The sequence below is a fragment of the Nonomuraea sp. NPDC004354 genome (assembly GCF_053602555.1).
Genome location: NZ_JBSGDV010000023.1, coordinates 66,378 through 83,524, shown reverse-complemented (window position 1 = coordinate 83,524; position 17,147 = coordinate 66,378). Strand labels below are relative to the sequence as shown.

General features: G+C 68.9%; 19 protein-coding genes and 1 tRNA gene. 11 read left to right on the top strand and 9 right to left on the bottom strand.

Annotation, left to right across the window (positions count from 1 at the left end; translation table 11 throughout):
* Nucleotide 1: 1 nt before the first annotated feature.
* The 3 genes from ACWENQ_RS39900 to ACWENQ_RS39890 form a co-directional block, all read right to left on the bottom strand.
* Nucleotides 2-1,015, bottom strand: a complete 1,014-nt coding sequence (locus ACWENQ_RS39900; RefSeq protein WP_452418909.1) for an ABC transporter substrate-binding protein — start codon at nt 1,013-1,015, stop codon at nt 2-4.
* 63 nt (nt 1,016-1,078) lie between these two features.
* Nucleotides 1,079-1,627 carry an MFS transporter gene (locus ACWENQ_RS39895; RefSeq protein ID WP_452418907.1) on the bottom strand — a complete coding sequence of 183 codons (549 nt, stop codon included), beginning with the start codon at nt 1,625-1,627 and terminating at the stop codon, nt 1,079-1,081.
* A 61-nt stretch (nt 1,628-1,688) separates the two neighbouring features.
* A tRNA-Ala gene (locus tag ACWENQ_RS39890) sits at nt 1,689-1,764 on the bottom strand.
* A 117-nt stretch (nt 1,765-1,881) separates the two neighbouring features.
* Between ACWENQ_RS39890 and rpmG the strand changes: the two genes are divergently transcribed.
* Nucleotides 1,882-2,046, top strand: coding sequence for a 50S ribosomal protein L33 (rpmG, locus tag ACWENQ_RS39885; protein WP_452418906.1), 165 nt, complete (start codon nt 1,882-1,884; stop codon nt 2,044-2,046).
* Nucleotides 2,043-2,288 (top strand): type B 50S ribosomal protein L31, encoded by a 246-nt coding sequence (locus ACWENQ_RS39880; protein WP_452418905.1) that lies wholly within the window; start codon nt 2,043-2,045, stop codon nt 2,286-2,288. Before rpmG ends, ACWENQ_RS39880 begins: the two co-directional genes overlap by 4 nt.
* A 168-nt stretch (nt 2,289-2,456) precedes the next feature.
* Here ACWENQ_RS39880 and ACWENQ_RS39875 read toward each other — a convergent pair whose 3' ends face one another.
* Nucleotides 2,457-3,977 carry a YfbK domain-containing protein gene (locus tag ACWENQ_RS39875; RefSeq protein WP_452418904.1) on the bottom strand — a complete coding sequence of 507 codons (1,521 nt, stop codon included), beginning with the start codon at nt 3,975-3,977 and terminating at the stop codon, nt 2,457-2,459.
* Nucleotides 3,978-4,169: 192 nt separating this feature from the next.
* On the opposite strand from ACWENQ_RS39875, the gene ftrA reads away from it, so the two are divergent.
* The 4 genes from ftrA (at nt 4,170) to ACWENQ_RS39855 (ending at nt 7,314) form a co-directional block, all read left to right on the top strand.
* Nucleotides 4,170-5,147, top strand: a complete 978-nt coding sequence (gene ftrA / locus ACWENQ_RS39870; RefSeq protein ID WP_452418902.1) for a transcriptional regulator FtrA — start codon at nt 4,170-4,172, stop codon at nt 5,145-5,147.
* 99 nt (nt 5,148-5,246) lie between these two features.
* Nucleotides 5,247-5,999 (top strand): YndJ family protein, encoded by a 753-nt coding sequence (locus tag ACWENQ_RS39865; RefSeq protein ID WP_449931353.1) that lies wholly within the window; start codon nt 5,247-5,249, stop codon nt 5,997-5,999.
* A 7-nt stretch (nt 6,000-6,006) separates the two neighbouring features.
* Nucleotides 6,007-6,480 (top strand): DUF1990 family protein, encoded by a 474-nt coding sequence (locus ACWENQ_RS39860; protein ID WP_452418901.1) that lies wholly within the window; start codon nt 6,007-6,009, stop codon nt 6,478-6,480.
* A gap of 60 nt (nt 6,481-6,540) precedes the next feature.
* Nucleotides 6,541-7,314, top strand: coding sequence for an alpha/beta hydrolase (locus tag ACWENQ_RS39855; protein WP_452418900.1), 774 nt, complete (start codon nt 6,541-6,543; stop codon nt 7,312-7,314).
* Nucleotides 7,315-7,318: 4 nt separating this feature from the next.
* On the opposite strand, the gene ACWENQ_RS39850 is transcribed toward ACWENQ_RS39855, so the two are convergent.
* The 3 genes from ACWENQ_RS39850 to ACWENQ_RS39840 form a co-directional block, all read right to left on the bottom strand.
* Nucleotides 7,319-7,714: a DUF3224 domain-containing protein gene (locus ACWENQ_RS39850; protein ID WP_354916507.1), complete on the bottom strand. Its 396-nt coding sequence runs from the start codon at nt 7,712-7,714 to the stop codon at nt 7,319-7,321.
* A 36-nt stretch (nt 7,715-7,750) separates the two neighbouring features.
* On the bottom strand, nt 7,751-8,539 hold the full coding sequence (locus ACWENQ_RS39845; protein WP_452418898.1) for an LLM class flavin-dependent oxidoreductase: 789 nt from the start codon (nt 8,537-8,539) through the stop codon (nt 7,751-7,753).
* A gap of 88 nt (nt 8,540-8,627) precedes the next feature.
* Entirely contained in the window at nt 8,628-9,233 is a 606-nt protein-coding gene (locus ACWENQ_RS39840; RefSeq protein ID WP_452418897.1) for a hypothetical protein, read from the bottom strand.
* 91 nt (nt 9,234-9,324) lie between these two features.
* Between ACWENQ_RS39840 and ACWENQ_RS39835 the strand changes: the two genes are divergently transcribed.
* Nucleotides 9,325-10,047 carry a hypothetical protein gene (locus tag ACWENQ_RS39835; protein WP_452418896.1) on the top strand — a complete coding sequence of 241 codons (723 nt, stop codon included), beginning with the start codon at nt 9,325-9,327 and terminating at the stop codon, nt 10,045-10,047.
* On the opposite strand, the gene ACWENQ_RS39830 is transcribed toward ACWENQ_RS39835, so the two are convergent.
* On the bottom strand, nt 10,017-10,316 hold the full coding sequence (locus tag ACWENQ_RS39830) for a hypothetical protein (protein ID WP_449931365.1): 300 nt from the start codon (nt 10,314-10,316) through the stop codon (nt 10,017-10,019). The two genes, ACWENQ_RS39835 and ACWENQ_RS39830, sit on opposite strands and share 31 nt — an antisense overlap.
* Before the next feature lie 132 nt (nt 10,317-10,448).
* Here ACWENQ_RS39830 and ACWENQ_RS39825 point away from each other — a divergent pair, with 132 nt between their 5' ends.
* The 4 genes from ACWENQ_RS39825 (at nt 10,449) to cutA (ending at nt 15,018) form a co-directional block, all read left to right on the top strand.
* A complete protein-coding gene (locus ACWENQ_RS39825) occupies nt 10,449-11,147 on the top strand; it encodes a class I SAM-dependent methyltransferase (RefSeq protein WP_354916493.1) in 699 nt (232 codons plus the stop codon).
* Nucleotides 11,144-12,379: a glycosyltransferase gene (locus ACWENQ_RS39820; protein ID WP_452418894.1), complete on the top strand. Its 1,236-nt coding sequence runs from the start codon at nt 11,144-11,146 to the stop codon at nt 12,377-12,379. Before ACWENQ_RS39825 ends, ACWENQ_RS39820 begins: the two co-directional genes overlap by 4 nt.
* A gap of 902 nt (nt 12,380-13,281) precedes the next feature.
* The gene (locus ACWENQ_RS39815) at nt 13,282-14,571 is read left to right on the top strand and encodes an ApeA N-terminal domain 1-containing protein (RefSeq protein WP_452418892.1); all 1,290 of its coding nucleotides are present in this window, start codon (nt 13,282-13,284) and stop codon (nt 14,569-14,571) included.
* Between the two features lie 111 nt (nt 14,572-14,682).
* Nucleotides 14,683-15,018, top strand: coding sequence for a divalent-cation tolerance protein CutA (gene cutA / locus ACWENQ_RS39810; RefSeq protein WP_452418891.1), 336 nt, complete (start codon nt 14,683-14,685; stop codon nt 15,016-15,018).
* Here cutA and ACWENQ_RS39805 read toward each other — a convergent pair.
* The gene (locus tag ACWENQ_RS39805) at nt 14,981-16,408 is read right to left on the bottom strand and encodes a helix-turn-helix domain-containing protein (RefSeq protein WP_452418889.1); all 1,428 of its coding nucleotides are present in this window, start codon (nt 16,406-16,408) and stop codon (nt 14,981-14,983) included. The two genes, cutA and ACWENQ_RS39805, sit on opposite strands and share 38 nt — an antisense overlap.
* Between the last annotated feature and the right edge of the window lie 739 nt (nt 16,409-17,147).

The following is a 17,147-nucleotide window of genomic DNA, read 5'->3' as shown; positions in this document are numbered from 1 at the left end:
CTCAGAACGCCTCCGGGTGGATGACCTTGGCGATCTTCTCGACGGCCGTGGCGTTGTTCGGCGCCACGTAGGCCGAGTCGGCCAGCACGACGTACTTCCTGCCCCAGTGGGGGAACTGGGCGAACAGCTTCCTGGCCTCGGCGTCGGGGTCGGGGTTGAGCCAGTCGACGATGACGACCGCGTCGACCTTCGTGGCCGCGACCTGCTCCTTGCTGAGGTTGGTGAACAGGTCGTCGGACGTGTGCTCGAAGGCGTTGACGGCGCCGGCCTTGGCGAAGATGTCGTTCCAGATGCCCTTGGCGCCGATGGAGCTGAAGGCGTTCGACCCCATGCTCATGCCGGGGATGATCAGCATCACCTTGGGCCTGGGCCGGCCGGCGACCTTGGCGGAGACGGCGGCGATCCTGCGCCTGGACTCGGCGACCAGCTTCTCGGCCCGGTCGCTCACGTGAAAGATGCGGCCCAGGTGGCGCAGGAGGGTGTAGCTGTCCTCGATCGACTGGTCCTGCCGGACGCCGACGCCGCAGGTGCTCTCGGGGGTGTACGTGGCGGCGCCGGCCGCGCGCAGCTCCTCGCGGGTGGCGAAGCCGTCCCGCGGTTCGAACTGGCGCCCCGAGGTGGCCAGCACGAAGTCGGGCCGCAGGCCGAGCATCGACTCGCGCGGGATGTCGTTGAAGCTGGTGCGCTTGAAGCCGCCGCTGGGCAGCGCGGCCACCGCCTCGACCCAGCCCGGCTCGTCGGAGGCGCCGTAGGACTGGGCGTTGGCCACGATCCTGTCGCCCAGGCCGAGGGCGAGCAGCGAGGACACCTCGCCGATCGACCCGCCGTTCATGACGACGACGCGGCGTGGGGCGGCGGTGAAGGTGTAGTCCTTGCCGCAGTTCCTGATCGTCACCGGATAACCGGCCTCGGCCGCTGCGGCGGAGGAGGAGGGCTGGGGTCGCGCCGTGGGGGTGGTGGTTCCGCAGGCCGCCAGCATGAGGCAGGCGGCGGCGAGCATGGCGAAGCGAGACATGAACGTCCTTGGTTTCGGGGTACGGCGAGCGCCGGGCCGGCCTGATCGGCCGCCCGGATGGCGTTATCGAGCCCTCGCCGGAGGAGGTCCTCGCTCGCTGATCCCGCGATGGAGCATCGCCGTGCGCAGCACGGCAGGCTCGGCGAAGCCGGCCGACGCGCGCCGCGGGCCGGGAATCGCCGGCCAGACGGCCAGCAGGCGCACCAGGCGCGCCCCGAGACGGCGCAGCATCCCCCACAGCGCGGCCTCGCCCTTGGCCAGCCACACGGCGACCATGACGACGGCCCAGCCGTGCATGAGCAGCATGCCGAAGCCCGGGGTCAGGCCGTGGGCGTGACCGGTCAGCACCTGGACCGGGTCGGGGGCGTGCGCCGTGGAGAAGATCACGTGCAGCACGGCCTGCACAGCGGTCAGCAGCGGAAGGATCACCCGCAGCCCGCGCTCGCGACCCGCGATCGGCAGGCCCGCGGCCATGGACAGCGCGAGGCCGACCGCCGCGGTGCGGCCCGCGACGGGGCCTCCGGCCACCACGTGCGCCACCACGCCCATGAGCACGCACACCACGGCGAAGACCGCGGCACGCGCGAGGCGCAGGGGGAGGCCGGCTGACACGCCGACGATCATCCCATGGAATAGCGAATGGCCGGTGATGGTTTCACCGGCCATTCGTGGGTGGTGGAGCTAAGGAGACTCGAACTCCTGACCCCCTCCATGCCATGGAGGTGCGCTACCAACTGCGCTATAGCCCCTTTGCGCTCTCGGCGCGAAGCCAGTCTATAGGACTCCGGAGGTGGTCGGTGACGGGAATACCGGCCGCGTGTCGCGAGTTGCAACGATTACCATTTTCGATGGCGAGGAGACGTGAGATGGCCAGAAACGACCAGCGGCCCGTGATCAAGCTCAGGTCCACGGCGGGCACCGGCTACACCTACGTGACCACCAAGAGCCGCAGGAACGACCCCGACCGGCTCCACGTCCGCAAGTACGACCCGGTCGTCCGCCGCCACGTCACCTTCAGGGAGGAACGATGAAGAAGAACCTGCACCCCGCCTACCGCCCGGTCGTCTTCAGGGACGCCAGCGCCGGCTACGCCTTCCTGACCCGCTCCACCGCGACGAGCGGCAGGACCGTCGAATGGACGGACGGCAACGTCTACCCCGTCGTCGACGTGGACGTCTCCTCGGCCAGCCACCCGTTCTACACGGGACGCAACCGCGTGCTGGACTCGGCGGGCCGGGTCGAGCGCTTCAACCAGCGGTACGGCAAGCGCTGACCGCCCGCCCGTGACGAGCGTGCGCCGGTCGCGCGCCCGTCACGGCACCCCTCCACGCGGCAGGCCGCCGGCCGGGCCGGGACCGACCACGGGGACGGCAGGACAGCTCTCTCCGGACTCGGGCAGGTCCAGGGCAGCATGGCGGACTCGTGCGAGGCCACCACGATGTCAACCGGCTGCGCCGGCCCGGCCGATCAGGTCCGCCAGTTCGGCCACGGCGGGGTCCTCGGTCGTCTCCGCCAGCCTGCCCGCGTGCTCGCGCAGCGTCGGCAGGTCCATGCCGAACGCCTCCCGGTCGCGCAGGTACAGGGCGAAGGCGGCGGCCACGACGTCGACCTGCAGCCGGGAGGGCGCCTCCTTCCACAGGGCGCCGCCCAGGTCGGCGGCGGCCACGGAGCCGGTGGCCTCGGCGGGCCTGCGGGTGTCGGGCTCCTGCCAGCGTACGGTGGCCGAGGCCAGCTGACCGGACGCGCCCGCGCGCAGCCGTACGGCGTAGAGGGCCGTGACGGAGTGTCCTGGGCCGACCTCGCCGCCGTCCTTGGCGTCGTCGCGGAAGTCCTCGGCCGCGAGCGCACGGTTCTCGTAGCCGACGAGCCGGTAGCTCTCGACCGCCGCCGGGTTGAAGACGACCTGCGCCTTGGCGTCGCGGGCGCGCAGTTCCAGGGTGGCGGGCAGCTGCTCGACGAAGACCTTGCGGGCCTGCTCGGGGGTGCTCACGTAGACGGCGGCGCCGTCGCCGTTGTCGGCGAGCTGTTCCATGAGCTCGTCGCCGTAGTCCCTGCCCACGCCGACTGACAGCAGCGTGATCCGCTTGCCGGCGTGCTCCTTGACCCGGTCGAGGATGGCCTGCCAGGTGGTGCTGCCGGTGTTGGCCAGGCCGTCCGACAGCAGCACGACCCTGTTGGTGGCGGCGGCGCGGAAGGCGCGCGCGGCCTCCTGGTAGCCGGTGAGCAGGCCGTCCTCCACGTTGGTCGATCCTTCGACGGCGAGCCTGTCGATGGCGGCGCGCAGGTCGGCGCGGGCGGCCAGCGGGGTCATCGGGGCCACCAGCGTGGCCTGGTCGCTGAAGGAGACGATCGACACCTGGTCGCCGGGGGCGAGCTGGTCGACCAGCGTGTGCAGCGCCTGCTTCACCAGGTCGAGCCGGCCGGGCTCGGCCATGGAGCCGGACACGTCGACGACGAAGGTCAGGTTCGCGGGCCGTCTGGCGGCGGCGTCGGCCGCCCTGGTCTGCAGGCCGACCCTGAGCACCGCGGTGTTGTCGTCCGGCAGCCTCGCGCCGTCGACATGGACGGTGAACCCGTCGTCGGGCGGCTGGGCGTAGTCCTGGCGGAAGGCGTTGACGAACTCCTCGGGCCGCACCCGCCCCGGCTCGGGCCAGCGGCCCTCGGCGAGGGTACGGCGGGCGTAGCCGTAGGAGGCGGTGTCGACGTCCAGCGCGAACGTGGACACCTGCGCCGCCTCGGTGTCGGTCTCCCCGCCGTTCTCCTGCGTGGCCATGGCGGCCTTGCCGGCCGGGCTCTCGTGGACGCCGCCTCTGCTTGCCCGGGGGGCCGCGGACGCGGTCGCGCCGGACGGCTCGCGTGGCGCCGCCCGATCGTAGGTCGCCGTCGTCGACCCCTCGGGACCGCTCCCGCAGGCGGCCACCGTCAGCAACATCGCGATCACGACCAAGGGTCGGAGTCTCATCCCAACCACCTCCACCGCCTACGACGGGAAGGGCCGCGGCATGGCCGGGCGCGTGACGCAAGCGAGCATGATCCGTGTTCGATCCGTGATGGGCGGTGTCCAGCCCGGATCCCCCCCGGCGAGGCCGAGCAGCAGGTGGGCGATGGCCGGGTCCCTCGCGGACTCCAGGAAGGCACGCCGTACGATCCAGCCATGCTGGTTCCGCTCCCGGCCCGGTCGCACGCGGTGGCCGCGCTGGCCTTCGACGGCATGTCGCCCTTCGAGCTCGGCTGCGTCGTGGAGATCTTCGGACTGCCCCGGCCCGAGCTGCGGGTGCCGTGGTACGACCTCAAGGTCTGCGCTGAGAGCGCCGAGCCGCTGCGGGTGGTGGGCGGCTTCAGCATGCGCGCCGACCACGGCCTCGACGTGCTGGCCCGGGCCGACACGGTGATCGTGCCGGGAGTGGCCGACGTGCGGGGCGAGGTCTCCCCCGCGCTGGTCGGTGCGCTACGGGCGGCCCACGCCCGAGGGGCCAGGATCGTCTCGATCTGCTCGGGCGCCTTCGCGCTGGCCGCCGCCGGCCTGCTCGACGGCAGGGAGGCGACGACCCACTGGAAGTACGCCGACCTGCTGCAGCTGCGCTTCCCCGAGGTGCGGGTCAACCCGGACGTGCTCTACGTCGACGGCGGGCGGATCCTGACGAGCGCGGGCAGCGCGGCGGGGCTCGACCTGCTGATCCATCTGGTCCGGACCGACCACGGCGCGAACGTCGCCAACGCCGTGGCCCGCCGCCTGGTCGTCCCGCCTCATCGGGAGGGTGGTCAGGCCCAGTTCATCCAGGCGGCCGTGACGGCGGTGGAGGACGACGACGCGGTGGCCAGGGCGATGGAGTGGACCATGGCGCACCTGGCCGAGCCGATCACCGTGGGCGACCTGGCCAGGGTGGCGCACCTGTCCGAGCGCACGTTCATCAGGCACTTCAAGGCGCAGACCGGCACCTCGCCGCTGCGCTGGGTGATCTCGCAGCGGGTCGCGGCCAGCCTGCCGCTGCTGGAGTCGACCGGCGCCCCGGTGGAGGAGATCGGGGCGGCGGTCGGGTTCGAGAGCCCGGTCACCTTCCGCCACCATTTCAGCCGCGCCATGCGCACCTCGCCGTCGGCCTACCGGCGGGCCTTCGGCGCCACCCGCTGAGACCGCCGCGAGCGCCCGGCGCGTGATCCCGGGGCGGCGGGCCACGGCTGACGGGGTCGGTCTATCCTGCTTTTGAACACGTTCAAAAGAGGAGGCGCTTTGAGCACGCTGGTCGGCGTCATCGTCACCCTCGGCATGCTGGTCGTCATCCCCCTGGGCCTGCGGCTGCTGGAGGTGCGGCCCTGGCCGTTCCTCGTCGGCGCCGCGGCGGGTGCGGCGTCGCTCTGGCTGCCCCGCGGCCCCGTCGCCGTCGCGCTTGCGGCGGTGTACGGCCTGGCCACCCTCTACCTGTCCGCGCACGCGCTCCCCCGCCTGCGCAGACCCGATCCCGTCCGGCTCGCGGCCGCGACCGCGCTGGCCACACCGTCGGTCGCCGCCGTCTCGCTGGTGGCCGAACGCGGCGGCCACCAGCTGTTCGGCTACTCTCCCCAACTGCTCGCCCTGACCGTCGCGCACTTCCACTTCGCCGGGTTCGCCGCCGCGCTGGTGGCGGGGCTGGTCGGCAGGGCGGCCGGGTCGCGGGTCGCGGCGCTGACCGTCCCCGCGGGCACGCTGCTGGTCCTCGGCGGCTACTTCATAAGCGACTGGGTCGAGCTGGCCGGGTCCGCGGTGCTGACGGCGGGCATGTGGTGGGTGGGCTGGCTGGCGTGGCGGCGCTTCCGCGGCCTCTTCCTGCTGTCGGGCGCGGTGCTGGCCGTCACCATGATGCTGGCCATGGCGTGGGCGCTCGGCCAGGCCACCGGCCTGCCGCACCCCTCGATCGAGGTGATGATCGCCACGCACGGCGTCGGCAACGCCTTCGGATTCGCCCTCTGCGCCGTCGCCGCGCTGCGCCGGCTCGACCCCATGTGAGGCCGTCATGGAGTTCACCTATCCCGACGTCGGCGCGACACTGACCGGCGAGTTGCCCGCGGGTTACCGCCACCTGCGCCACTCGCGCGTGCTCAGGGCGCCCTTCGAGGTCGCGGCGGAGGCGCTGATGACCTGGCAGCCGCACCGCCGCCTCGGCCTGCGCCCGCGCGTCTCGGCGCCGCGCGCCGCGCCAGGTGTCGAGATCACCGTACGGCTGGCCGTGCTCCACGCCCCGTGCCGGGTGGTGTGGACGATCGAGGAGCCCGACCGGGCCGGCTGGGCGTACGGCACGCTGCCCGGCCATCCGGCCAGCGGCGAGGAGAGCTTCCTCCTCGAACGCCTGCCCGGCGGCGGGGCCAAGGTCACGATCACGGCGTTCAGCCGGCCGGCGAGCCCGCTCGCCCGGCTCGGCGGGCCGCTCGTCCCCGCGGCCCAGCGCGCCTTCCTGCGCCTGTACGCTCGCACGCTGGACCTTTACTGACAGGCCGCGGGCGACCAGGATCGGAGGGGTGAGCCACACCGGACGCCGGGGCCTGACGTGATGAAGGTCGTGCTCGCCGTCCTGACGGCCGGCACGGTGGCGCTGGCCCTGCTGTGGGTGTTCCAGCGCCATCTGATCTATCTGCCCGACCCCGGCCCTGTGCCGTCCGCCCGGTCGGTCCTGCCCGGCGCCCACGATGTCACGTTCACCACCTCCGACGGCCTCACGCTGGCGGCCTGGCACGTCACCGGCGGACGCCGCGGGGTGACGGTCCTGGTGACGGGCGGCAACGCGGGCAACCGCCTGCACCGGGCGCCGCTGGCGGCCGCCCTGGCCCGCGAGGGCTTCGACGTGCTGCTCATGGACTATCGCGGCTACGGCGGCAATCCGGGCTCCCCGTCGGAGGACGGCCTGCTGCGCGACGCGCTGGCCGCGCGCGCCCTGGTGAAGGGGCCGGTCATCTACTTCGGAGAGAGCCTGGGCGCCGCCGTCGCCACCGCGCTGGCGGTCCGGCAGCCGCCCGTGGGCCTGCTGCTGCGCTCCCCCTTCACCGATCTGACGGCGGCGGGGCGGCACAACTACCCGTTCCTGCCGGTCGGGCTGCTGCTGCGCGACCGCCTGCCCGTCGCCGGGCCGCTGGCGTCGGTACGGGTGCCCACCACCGTCGTCTACGGCTCGCGCGACACGATCGTCCCGCCCGAGCTGAGCCGTGCGGTGGCCGCCTCGGCCGGTGGACCGGTCACGCTGGTCGAGGTCGAGGGGGCGGGACACAACGACAGGGCCCTGCTCGACGGGCCCGAACTCGTCGCCGCCGTCGTGGCCCTGGCGCGGTGAGCGGTCAGGGCAGCTCGTAGTCGAAGACGTAGGAGTGGGCGCCGTCGGGCGCGATGTGGATCTGGAGCGCGCCGCGCAGGCCCGCCAGCCGCCCGGTGCCGGAGCCCGGCACGACCGTGCAGGTGAGCGAGTCATCGCCGGAGTCGCTGACCGCGTTGTGCTGCAGGACGAACGTGCCCTCGCGATCCTCGATCCTGCCGGTGACCCGCTCCATCGCCACGTAGGACCGGGACACGTCGTGCTCCGACGATGAAACGATCATGGTGACGGTGCTCGACCCCTTCAGGTCGCCCTCGAAGGTCTTGCCGAGGGTGACGACGGCGAGCGTGACGCCGTCGACGGCGTCGTAGGGCTCCTGCGGGGTCCAGTCGAACGTGACGAAGCTTCCTTGTGCGGTCATGGACGCAAGCCTTCCGCCCATACCTGCCACCCTCTGTCAGGTACCGGCGAGAATCCGCACCACCGGCGCGAACGCCTCCAGGTAGTAGGCGTTGATCGAGATGTAGGAGACGCCGAGGCGATCCCGCCGCTTGCGCAGGGTCTCGGCCATCTCCTCGGGCGTCCCCTTGAGGAATCCCACACCGTGCGGCTCGCCGCCGACCTGCTGCCGCAGCCATGGCGGCAGCTCGTCTCCGATGGCGGCCACGTTGAGGTTGATCTCGAGCCGGGGGAAGCGGTCGCCCGCCACCTCGTACAGCTCGTCCAGCTTGGCGGCCAGCTCGTCCTCGGTGGCCTGGGCGGGCAGGGCGAGGGCGATGGTGTCGGCCCTGGCGGCGGCCAGGCGGAGCAGCCGGGCCCCTCCGGCGGCGACGAGGAGCGGCACGTCCCCGACCGCGTCGATGGTGTCGGCGAGGCGGGCGACGCGCTCGGCGGGCGTGCCGTACGGGACGCCGAGCACGGCGGTGTCGGCCTCGGCGCCAGGACGGCCCGCGCCGAGGCCCAGCTGGAAGCGGCCGTCCGAGAGGGTCTGCATGGTGCGCGTCTCCCAGGCCACCTGGCCCGGCGTACGGTTGGCGGCGCTGAGCACGTAGGTGCCGAGACGCAGCCGGGTCGTGGCGGCGGCCGCGGCGGCGAGCGCGGCGAACGGCGCGAACGTGCCCAGCGTGTCAGGGATCAGCAGGCTGTCGTAGCCGAGCTGCTCCGCGCGGCGGGCGAGCCCCGTCCATGCTTCGCCGCCGGGCGCCTGGCCCGCGACGGCGCCGAACCTGAAAGGGCGCGTGGTCATCTGGATCTCCTTCGTCGGATGTGCCCCCACGATCGCCCGCCGGCGGCCGGTGCGGCATCCTCCAGGAGTTGACGGTCCGGGTACTCCGTCAGGAGGAAGGCGGGGCCACGATCTTCACCGGAAGGCCCCAGGAGGAGAAGCGGATGGTGCTCTTCTTGGAGACGTCGCCAAGCGTGCCCGGCGGCTCGGTCCATCGGGTCACCAGCTTGGCCGGCCGTCCTGCGCTGTCGGTCGACAGCTTCCAGAAGATGAAGGCCGGGGCCTGCTGCGCGCTGCCCACGGTGGCGCGGTAGGAGGGCGAGGCCTGGTAGAGGGCGCTGCCGGTGATCATGCCCTTGGTGGCGAGCATGGCCTTCGTGGCGGCGGGGTCGAGGACGAGGACGGGGCTGAAGAAGGGGGTGCGCGCGCCCGGCCTGCTCGCCGACCTGACCCACTTCTTGCCGATCACGCCGCCCCGCTGGTAGGTGGCCGAGCCGGCGGCGATCGTGCGGACGACCCCCTCGGCCAGCCCCGACCTGGCGCGGAAGTCGTAGGCGACCACTCCCGACCGGTCGAACTCCACGACGCCCCTGCGCTTGCTGACGCTGAAAAGATCGCCGTCGATCGCGGTCTCGGCCCGCTCGGTGAAGCGCACCCCCTGGCCGGGGACGAACTGCTGCTTGAGCGCGGTGACCGGATCAGGAGCGGCGATCATGAGTAAGACGCTTACCGCGGCTGTCATCATGACGACTCATCGTAGTGATCGAGGTGATATCCGCCCGGACAGATCACCATAATGGTCCGCCATGCGGGAGCTTGCGGACTATGCGGCGACGATCGCCCCGCTGATCGACGCCGTCCACATCGACGTGCACGCCACCAGGCGGGACAAGGGGCTGGAGTACGTGCGCCGGTCCGGGCTGCGCGCCGGCTTCCTCATCGACCAGCGGTACGTGCTGCCGCTGCGGCCACTCACTCGCGCGGGGCTGGCGGCCGTCTACCGGTACGGCACCGCCGGCGAACAGGCCGACGAGGTGGCGGCACAGCTGCGGCAGGGCGCCCTGCGCGAGGACGAGCACGGCAGGCTGCACGCCACGCCCGCCACGCTGGCCTTCATCGACGGGCTCTACGACCTGCACGGGCAGGCCACCGCCCTGCTGTGGAGCGGGCGGGAGGGCCTCGTGGCCGAGGTCGCCGCGCTGCTCCGCAGGCTGCTGGACGGGGCCGAGCGGATGCCGGGCGGGGCGCTGGAGCTGATGGCTCCGCCGTACGAGCCGGAGGGCGTGCCCGGCGGGGTGATGCTGTTCAACCGGCTTGCCGCGTTCCGCTATCACCGGGCCGACGCGCACGCCGCCGCGTGGCAGGCGGCGGGCCTGACCGCCGGGGAGGTCACCTCGCTGCGCGAGGGGCCGCTGTGGGAGGCGGTCGAGCGGGACACCAACCTGCGGGCGGCGGTGCCGTACGGGTTGCTGACCGGGGCGGAGCGGACGCTGCTCCTTCAGGGCCTGCGGACGCTGGCCAAGGTCTGAACCTCGCCCTGCTCGTCGCTGACCAGTGCGTCGATCGCGGCGAAGAAGGCGGCGATGCCGGGCAGGTCGGCGCCCTTGGCGCGCGAGGCGGCGAAGTCGTCGGCCGAGCGCCAGTCGACGATGTCGAGCCATTCGTCGTCGGCCAGGCGGACGAGCCTGGCGCCGAGGAAGCCGGCGCGGTCGGCCGCGAAGTCGGCCTCCATCCCGGGCCGGGCGGCCAGCAGGTCGGCGGCTCGGGTGGCCTTGAAGCGGGTCAGTTCGACGAACATGACGAACTCCTCTCGAGGTTCCTGCCGCCATAATAGTCAACATTAGTGACTATTTCCATTTTGCTCTGGATTGTGCCGCTCCGACCCGCCAGGATGCTGCCTGGAATCGCGGGTTTCGCCACTGGGAGAGCAATGGAAGCCGCCGAGATCAGGCGCGCAGTAGAACTTGAGGACCGGCACTGGTGGTACCGGGAGCGGCGGGCCATCCTCGCCCGCGAGCTTCGCAGGATCGGACGTCCGGGACGCGCCCTCGACGTCGGCGCTGCGGGCGGCGGCAACACCCGGGTCTTCCAGCGGTACGGCTGGCACGCCCTGGCCGTCGACCGGTCCGGCACCGCCGTCGCCCACGCCAGGCGGCGCGGCGTCGCGGCCGTCATGGCCGACCTGTGCGGGCTGCCCCTGGGCGAGGCGGAGTTCGACCTGGTGACGGCGCTGGACGTGCTGGAACACATCGACGACGACCATGCCGCGGCGGCCGAGATCGCCCGGGTGCTGAAGCCCGGCGGCACCGCGTTCATCGCCGTGCCGTGCGACATGCGCCTGTGGTCGGCGCACGACGTCGCGCTCGGGCACGTGCGCCGCTACACCCGCCAGGGCCTCACCGAGGTGATCGAGGGCTCCGGGCTGGTGATCGAGCGCCTGTGGAGCTGGAACGTGCTGCTGCGACCCGTCGCCGCCCTCCGCCGGCGCAACGCGACGGGCTGCGACCTGCAGGCGCTGCCGGGGCCGGTGAACCTGGCGCTGACCGCCGTCGTCATGGCCGAGCGGTACCTGCCCGTCTCCGGCCTGCCCGGCGTCTCCCTCATGGCCCGCGCCCGGCGGCGGCCATGACCGCCACCGTGGAAGGGGTGCCGTTCGTCACCGACGGCGCCACCGGGGGCGCCGGGGCCGCCGGGGTCCCCGGAGGCCCGAGGGCCACCACGGTCGACGTCATCATCCCGGTGCTCGACGAGGAGCGCGCCCTGCCCGGCTGTATCGAGACCGTGCACCGGTTCCTGCGCGAGTCCTTCCCGCTGCCGTGGCGGATCACGATCGTCGACAGCGGCAGCACGGACGGCACCTGGGAACTGGCCCGCCGCCTGTCACGCGACCTGCCCGGCGTGGCCGCCGTCAGGCTCGAGACGGTCGGCAAGGGGGCGGCGATCAGGGCGGGCTGGTCGGCCAGCGGCGCCGACGTGGTGGCGTTCATGGACGTCGACCTGTCGACGGAGCTGCCCGCCCTCCTCCCGCTGGTCATGGCCGTCGTCTCCGGCCACTGCGAGATCGCCATCGGCAGCCGGCTGCTCGGCGGGGCGCGCATCCGGCGCAGCTTCCGCAGGGAGGTCATCTCCCGCGGCTACAACGGGCTGCTGAGGGTGGGCTTCAGGGCCGGGTTCACCGACTCGGCCTGCGGTTTCAAGGCGGCCAGAGCCGAGGTGATCCGACCGATCCTGGCCAAGGTCGCCGACGACGCGTGGTTCTTCGACACCGAGATGCTGCTGATCGCCGAACACAACGGCGCCAGGGTGCGCGAGGTGGCCGTCGACTGGACCGAGGACGCCGACTCCAAGGTCCGCCTGTGGCGCACCGCCTGGGCCGACCTGCGCGGCATGGTGCGGGTGGCGCGCGCCCTGTCCTCGGGCGCGGCCACCGTCGAACTGCCCCGGCCGCCCGACCCGGCGCCCGCGCCCTCCCCACCGGCCCGGATCGCGCTGGTCCGCAGGCTGGTGTCCTTCGGGCTCGTCGGGCTGGCCTCCACCGTCGTCCACGCGTCCCTCTACCTGCTGCTGCGGACGGCCCTGCCGGTCGAGGCGGCCAACCTGCTCGCGCTGGCGGCCACCGCGGTCGTCAACACCGAGGCGCACCGGCGGTGGACCTTCAACCGGCGCGCGGGCCGGCGGGTCGTCGCCCACGCCCGCGCGGGACTGCTGTTCCTGCTGAACTACGCGGTCACCACGACCGCCATCGTCGTGACCGGGGCGGGCCCGCGCTGGACGGAGGGCCTGGCGCTGGTGTGCGCGTCGCTGGCGATGACCGCGATCCGCTTCACACTCCTGGACCGCTGGGTCTTCCCCCGCCGCTAGCCATCGACCATGCCCGCCCGCGCGACGTCCGGATGCCCGAACGGCGGGCCGCACGTCCCCCGCGGGCCCGGCCGGCGACGCCCTCCTGACGATCCGGGGCAGCGCTCTCCCAAGGAGCGCTCTCCCGAGGACGGCAGGACCCCGAAGCCGGGGCCGGGGCCGGGGCCGAGGCCGGGGCCGGGGCCGGGGCCGGACGGAAGCGGCACGGCGTCGCTCCGGCCCGCCGTTCCCGGTCGTTCAGCGCGGACGGCAGACGCGGCTCGACGAGGACCAGAGCGGACCCCGGCAGGAGAGCGCGCAGGCAGACCGGGCAGAAGGCCGCAAGCGGGCCGGAGAGGATCGAAGGCCGGCCGGACAGAAGACCCGAAGCGAGCCGGAGAAGATCGAAAGCGGGCCGGACAGAAGACCCGAAGCGGACCGGGCGAGGATCGCGAGCGGGCCGGTCACGGGAGCGTCTGACGGCCCTGCGCCCGTGCCGGTGGCCGAAGGGAGGTCCGCACGATCTCCGGCCGCGGCGGGAAACGCGACAGCGGCGGTGTCCGGATGGACACCGCCGCTGGTCGGTGGAGCTAATCGAGGCTTACTCGAACACGGCACAGCAGATAGATGGGCTCCGACGTGCCCTCGCATGACGCGACGAGTTGCCCATCGACGGCAGGTTGATCATCCTGCGGGACCGTACGGCTAGCGCTAGGGCCCCCGCCTCGCTGAGCAAGAGGATATAGATCTACCGCGCTACCGTCCCATAGGTACGCCTCCCTGGACAGCACTACCGCAAGAAAGAGCGCCCCATTTGATACTAAATCAGGCCCTGTGGGCCTGTTGTCACAATAGCCTCACTTATCAGCGAGGATGCGCCGCGATGTGCCGGAGAGTATCATTCCCACAACCGAGGAGGCGCATTGGGGATACTGGAAGAGCTAGGCCACTTCTGGTTGCCAGAGACGCCAGATAGGTCAGTGCCAGGAATACTCCGGTTTGATCCAGAAGACGGAGGAAGGTTAGATCTAATAGATAAGCCGGGAGAGGGAGTGCTACCTTTCGGCCGCCATCCTGGCATGTATCGGATTCTCGGAATAGCCGCAGGCAAGGCATACACGCTTGAAGATTGCTTTCAAACCAGGCGTCAAATTCGTATGAACGGGCCGCTAGAAGAGAGATTCTATGTAAATAGAATTCTTGAAGGAGCACACTTTGAACCAGGTGAAGCATTCGAGTTCATTGGCGCGTCCACCGGCCTAAAGAATCTAGCCTATTGGATGCAACTCTCTGGCTTGAAGGAATCATGGGAGTCAACAGACTCACATGGGAAGCCTAACAAAATCTCTGTGGAGCTAACACAACTCGACGACCTTCTCGTTGAAATGATTGGCGGAAGAATAGCTATACGACACACATGGAGCATCCGGGGCGATACCACTCTCGAACGAAACATCGGGCAAAATTTTAGCGTAGGGGTGGAACTACACCGCATTACACCACTCTCTGAATTAATGGATATTCTGGGGGACATTCAAGATTTGGTTTCAATAGGAGTGGGACGCACAGCCGCATTCGATCAGGTCCACCTCTACCATCCGGATGTCACACGAAAAGATAGCACGGGAGCAGGCATTCCCATTCCACTAAGCCTGATAGCCTCTTGGCAAGCAAAAGAGAAATCGTACAATAACCCTCCTGCGCCATCAGAGATGCCGTTCACCTTTAATCATATTGATGGCACTGCTGGGCTACGTCGCTGGATGGGGAAAGCGGCCGAGCGGCGCGGATTGCTGGGTACCGTGATGGGTACCCGTTACTCCGAAAAAATGTATGCGTCCGATCGACTCTTGAACCGCGTAGCTGCCCTGGAAGCGTTGCATCGCCAGTGTTTTCATCCTGGCCAAATGCCACTGCGAGTGAGACTTGAAGAGCTTGCTAGCTATGCGGGTGAACCATTTATTGGGCAGGCGGGCAACGTTAGTCGCTGGTGTCAGGTTGTAAAGAATGAAAGAAACAATGTGGCCCACCATCTCGGGCGGAATGCACATATAAATCAAGGCACAATCCACTACCTGGCAGAGTCGTCCTATTGGCTGTTCGTCATTTGCTTCCTCCGCGAATGCCAGATGCCGCAAGCGGTGTTCGACAGCATTGGCGAACATTCTGAATTCAACTGGATTAAGACTAAGCTAATAGACGTTCTAAGTTAAGCCGCCGAGAATCCCGGAGTCGATGCATCTTGCAGCACGCATCTTGTGGACGAGGTGCATCGCTAGCGAAAGAATCCATCACCTAGGCAAGCCCCGAAGGGAATGTCAGCAATGGCCGGCTACGTGCAGGTACTCACAACAGCACCAACAGCAGAAGAAGCAACGACGCTGGCTCATGGGCTCATTATGGAGAAGCTGGGGGCTGGCGCTCAGATCATTGGGCCAATCCGTTCCATTTATTGGTGGCAAGGGTCTAAGCGAGATGAGATGGAGTGGCAGTTGGTTATCAAGACGACGGCTGGTCTGTTCTCCGCACTTGAGACTTATATCAAAGCGAATCACAGCTACGTGACGCCCGAGATAATCGCCACCGAGATAGTTGCAGGTAGCGCCGAATATCTCGATTGGATTAGCGCTGAGACGACCCGAACTGACGCTTCGTCATAGCCATATCTTCTAGGAATTCCCGCACGAGTTGCTGCCTGCTCCATCGGGTGAGCGACTTTGCCATTTCCTCGAACTTGGGCAGCCAGATGACAGACTCGGTCTCGCGCGCTATAGCTAGTCCCTCCTTCGCGAGCTTGGCTGCTTCGGTAATCGACCCTTGCACGATGTGAGCGGTCGCGATGTCGCCGAGAATGATGCCTGCTCGTTTGCGATCCACTTCCGGAAGGCGGGCAATTACGTTGCGCGCTAGCTCTTCAGCTTCGCCGAGCTTGCCGATTTTTGAGAACGTCGCGATGTGGAACGAGTCGAACCTGTCCTGATCAAGGAATCGGGTCCACACTCGATCCTCGTCTGGATCGGTGATTGCGAACGCTTCCTGAGCGTGCGCCCAGGAAGCGATGGCAGTTTCCTTGTCACCCAGCGCCGCACTCTCTTCTGCGTGCCGTGCGGCGAGCCATGCCAAAGTCCCTGGCGATTCGTTCTTCGAGAGCAGTTCGAGCGCGCTGCCCAGCAGAGCGCGAGCACGTCCGTGAGCGCCTTTCCCACTTGGAATGTAGCTGCGGTAGCCGAATGCGCACGCGACAATGCTCGGATCTCCCGCTTCCTTAGCGGCCTTCTCGGCGGTGTCGTAGAACTGTCGTGCAGTTGGCGCGCTCCCCATGTCGCTGGCCAGCCATCCCGCAAGGACGCTGCTCTCGCCAGCGGCGACTATCAGGCGCGTCCGCAGTGCGTCCTTCGGATCGATCGTGGTCCCGTTGAGGATCGTGCCGATTTCACGAATGTGCGCGGCAAGTCCCTTGTAGATGGTCTGTGCAGGAAGGATTTCCTCAAGGCGGTGAAATCCTGCGGACCTGGCTTCCATCTCCCGGACGATCGCCTCATCGATGGCAGATGGCCTCGTAAGCGCGAATGACACCTTTTCCCAGACATCGTTCTGGGCGATTGCGGTTGCGGCGCCGAGTTGGCCGACGAGTCCCAGTAATTCGCGGCGCTTCAACGCTTCACCTCTTTTCCCGATCGCTTCGGCGAGTAGCTGCAAGTCGAACGTGTCGGTAGGGATTTGCATCCCCTCGTTCGCAGCCTGAGCGCCATCGACGCCGTTCGTGGGGGCCAGCCCCAGCGAGCGACGCAAGTGCGCAGGCATGCCCAAACCGTTCGCTATTGCCTCAAATGTAGACTTCGCGGTCGGGATACGCTTGCCCGTCTTGTACTCGCTGATGCGCCCTTGGGCGATGCCCGTGAGGCTTGCTATCTGCCCTTGAGTGACGCCGTACTTGCCGAGAATGCGGATAATGCCGCCTACGTCCCTCCGCTTGCAGACATCATCCATGTCTTGACGTGCGAAAACGCCGTCAAGAACATGCCGGGCTTGCTCGTGATCCAACACCATGGCGTGCGTCCGCTCCCGTGAGTGCCCGCCTGCGGGGGAAAGGTGAAGCTCTCTCAGTCCATCACATCGTGAGATATCACGGTGAGTTTTGCTAGGGGTCATCAACTTGGGAGCCTCACTCTCGACGTGAGGCGCAGGTCAGGACCCCTAGGAGCAAGAACGCGCCCCACACATCAGGCGACGACGTGGGGAGCAAGGATGCTCGTTCCTGCGATCAACCCCGGCAAGAGACCGGACAGTGCGGCGCAAGCGGCGGAGTGGCTACGTGGAGCTCTCTCCGACCTGGGCGTGGGTGCTGACATTCATGTCGGCGACAGGGTGGCGCTCCTATCCGTGTGGGTGGATCTCATCGTTTGGACGGACGGCACCGCCTATTCGTGGTGGTCAGGCAAGATCTCGGCGAGAACTGGACGTCGGGTGTACGCCTTCAGTCCCGTGAACGACCCCGCGACGACAGCTCAGCGAGTGGCAATGCGACGCGAGGAACTCAAGGCAAGTTCCATGCGGTCAGGACAACTTCATAGCATCGCGGCCCAGGCCCCCGAGTAATGAAGACAAGCGCCTCTATAATTGATCGCGCCATAGCTCTTGGCAGATCAGATGCGCAGCATCCGCCGCTCACAAGGATTGCCTTCTTTGATCACTTCTGGCTTGACGTGAATGATGTCGTTGAAGGCTATGACGCAAAGAGCCTCTATTTCAGCTATCTGAGAGCCCGTATTAGTGAGCGGCTACGCGA

Excerpts from the sequence above, each read along its gene's own strand:
- ACWENQ_RS39855 (WP_452418900.1), top strand. The coding sequence starts at position 6,541 with ATGAAGGTCGTGCTCGCCGTCCTGACGGCCGGCACGGTGGCGCTGGCC.
- cutA (WP_452418891.1), top strand. The coding sequence starts at position 14,683 with ATGGCCGGCTACGTGCAGGTACTCACAACAGCACCAACAGCAGAAGAA.
- ACWENQ_RS39820 (WP_452418894.1), top strand. The coding sequence starts at position 11,144 with ATGACCGCCACCGTGGAAGGGGTGCCGTTCGTCACCGACGGCGCCACC.
- ACWENQ_RS39835 (WP_452418896.1), top strand. The coding sequence starts at position 9,325 with ATGCGGGAGCTTGCGGACTATGCGGCGACGATCGCCCCGCTGATCGAC.
- ACWENQ_RS39860 (WP_452418901.1), top strand. The coding sequence starts at position 6,007 with ATGGAGTTCACCTATCCCGACGTCGGCGCGACACTGACCGGCGAGTTG.
- ACWENQ_RS39900 (WP_452418909.1), bottom strand. The coding sequence starts at position 1,015 with ATGTCTCGCTTCGCCATGCTCGCCGCCGCCTGCCTCATGCTGGCGGCC.
- ACWENQ_RS39850 (WP_354916507.1), bottom strand. The coding sequence starts at position 7,714 with ATGACCGCACAAGGAAGCTTCGTCACGTTCGACTGGACCCCGCAGGAG.
- ACWENQ_RS39830 (WP_449931365.1), bottom strand. The coding sequence starts at position 10,316 with ATGTTCGTCGAACTGACCCGCTTCAAGGCCACCCGAGCCGCCGACCTG.
- rpmG (WP_452418906.1), top strand. The coding sequence starts at position 1,882 with ATGGCCAGAAACGACCAGCGGCCCGTGATCAAGCTCAGGTCCACGGCG.
- ACWENQ_RS39805 (WP_452418889.1), bottom strand. The coding sequence starts at position 16,408 with ATGGTGTTGGATCACGAGCAAGCCCGGCATGTTCTTGACGGCGTTTTC.
- ACWENQ_RS39880 (WP_452418905.1), top strand. The coding sequence starts at position 2,043 with ATGAAGAAGAACCTGCACCCCGCCTACCGCCCGGTCGTCTTCAGGGAC.
- ACWENQ_RS39875 (WP_452418904.1), bottom strand. The coding sequence starts at position 3,977 with ATGAGACTCCGACCCTTGGTCGTGATCGCGATGTTGCTGACGGTGGCC.
- ACWENQ_RS39840 (WP_452418897.1), bottom strand. The coding sequence starts at position 9,233 with ATGATCGCCGCTCCTGATCCGGTCACCGCGCTCAAGCAGCAGTTCGTC.
- ftrA (WP_452418902.1), top strand. The coding sequence starts at position 4,170 with ATGCTGGTTCCGCTCCCGGCCCGGTCGCACGCGGTGGCCGCGCTGGCC.
- ACWENQ_RS39845 (WP_452418898.1), bottom strand. The coding sequence starts at position 8,539 with ATGACCACGCGCCCTTTCAGGTTCGGCGCCGTCGCGGGCCAGGCGCCC.
- ACWENQ_RS39825 (WP_354916493.1), top strand. The coding sequence starts at position 10,449 with ATGGAAGCCGCCGAGATCAGGCGCGCAGTAGAACTTGAGGACCGGCAC.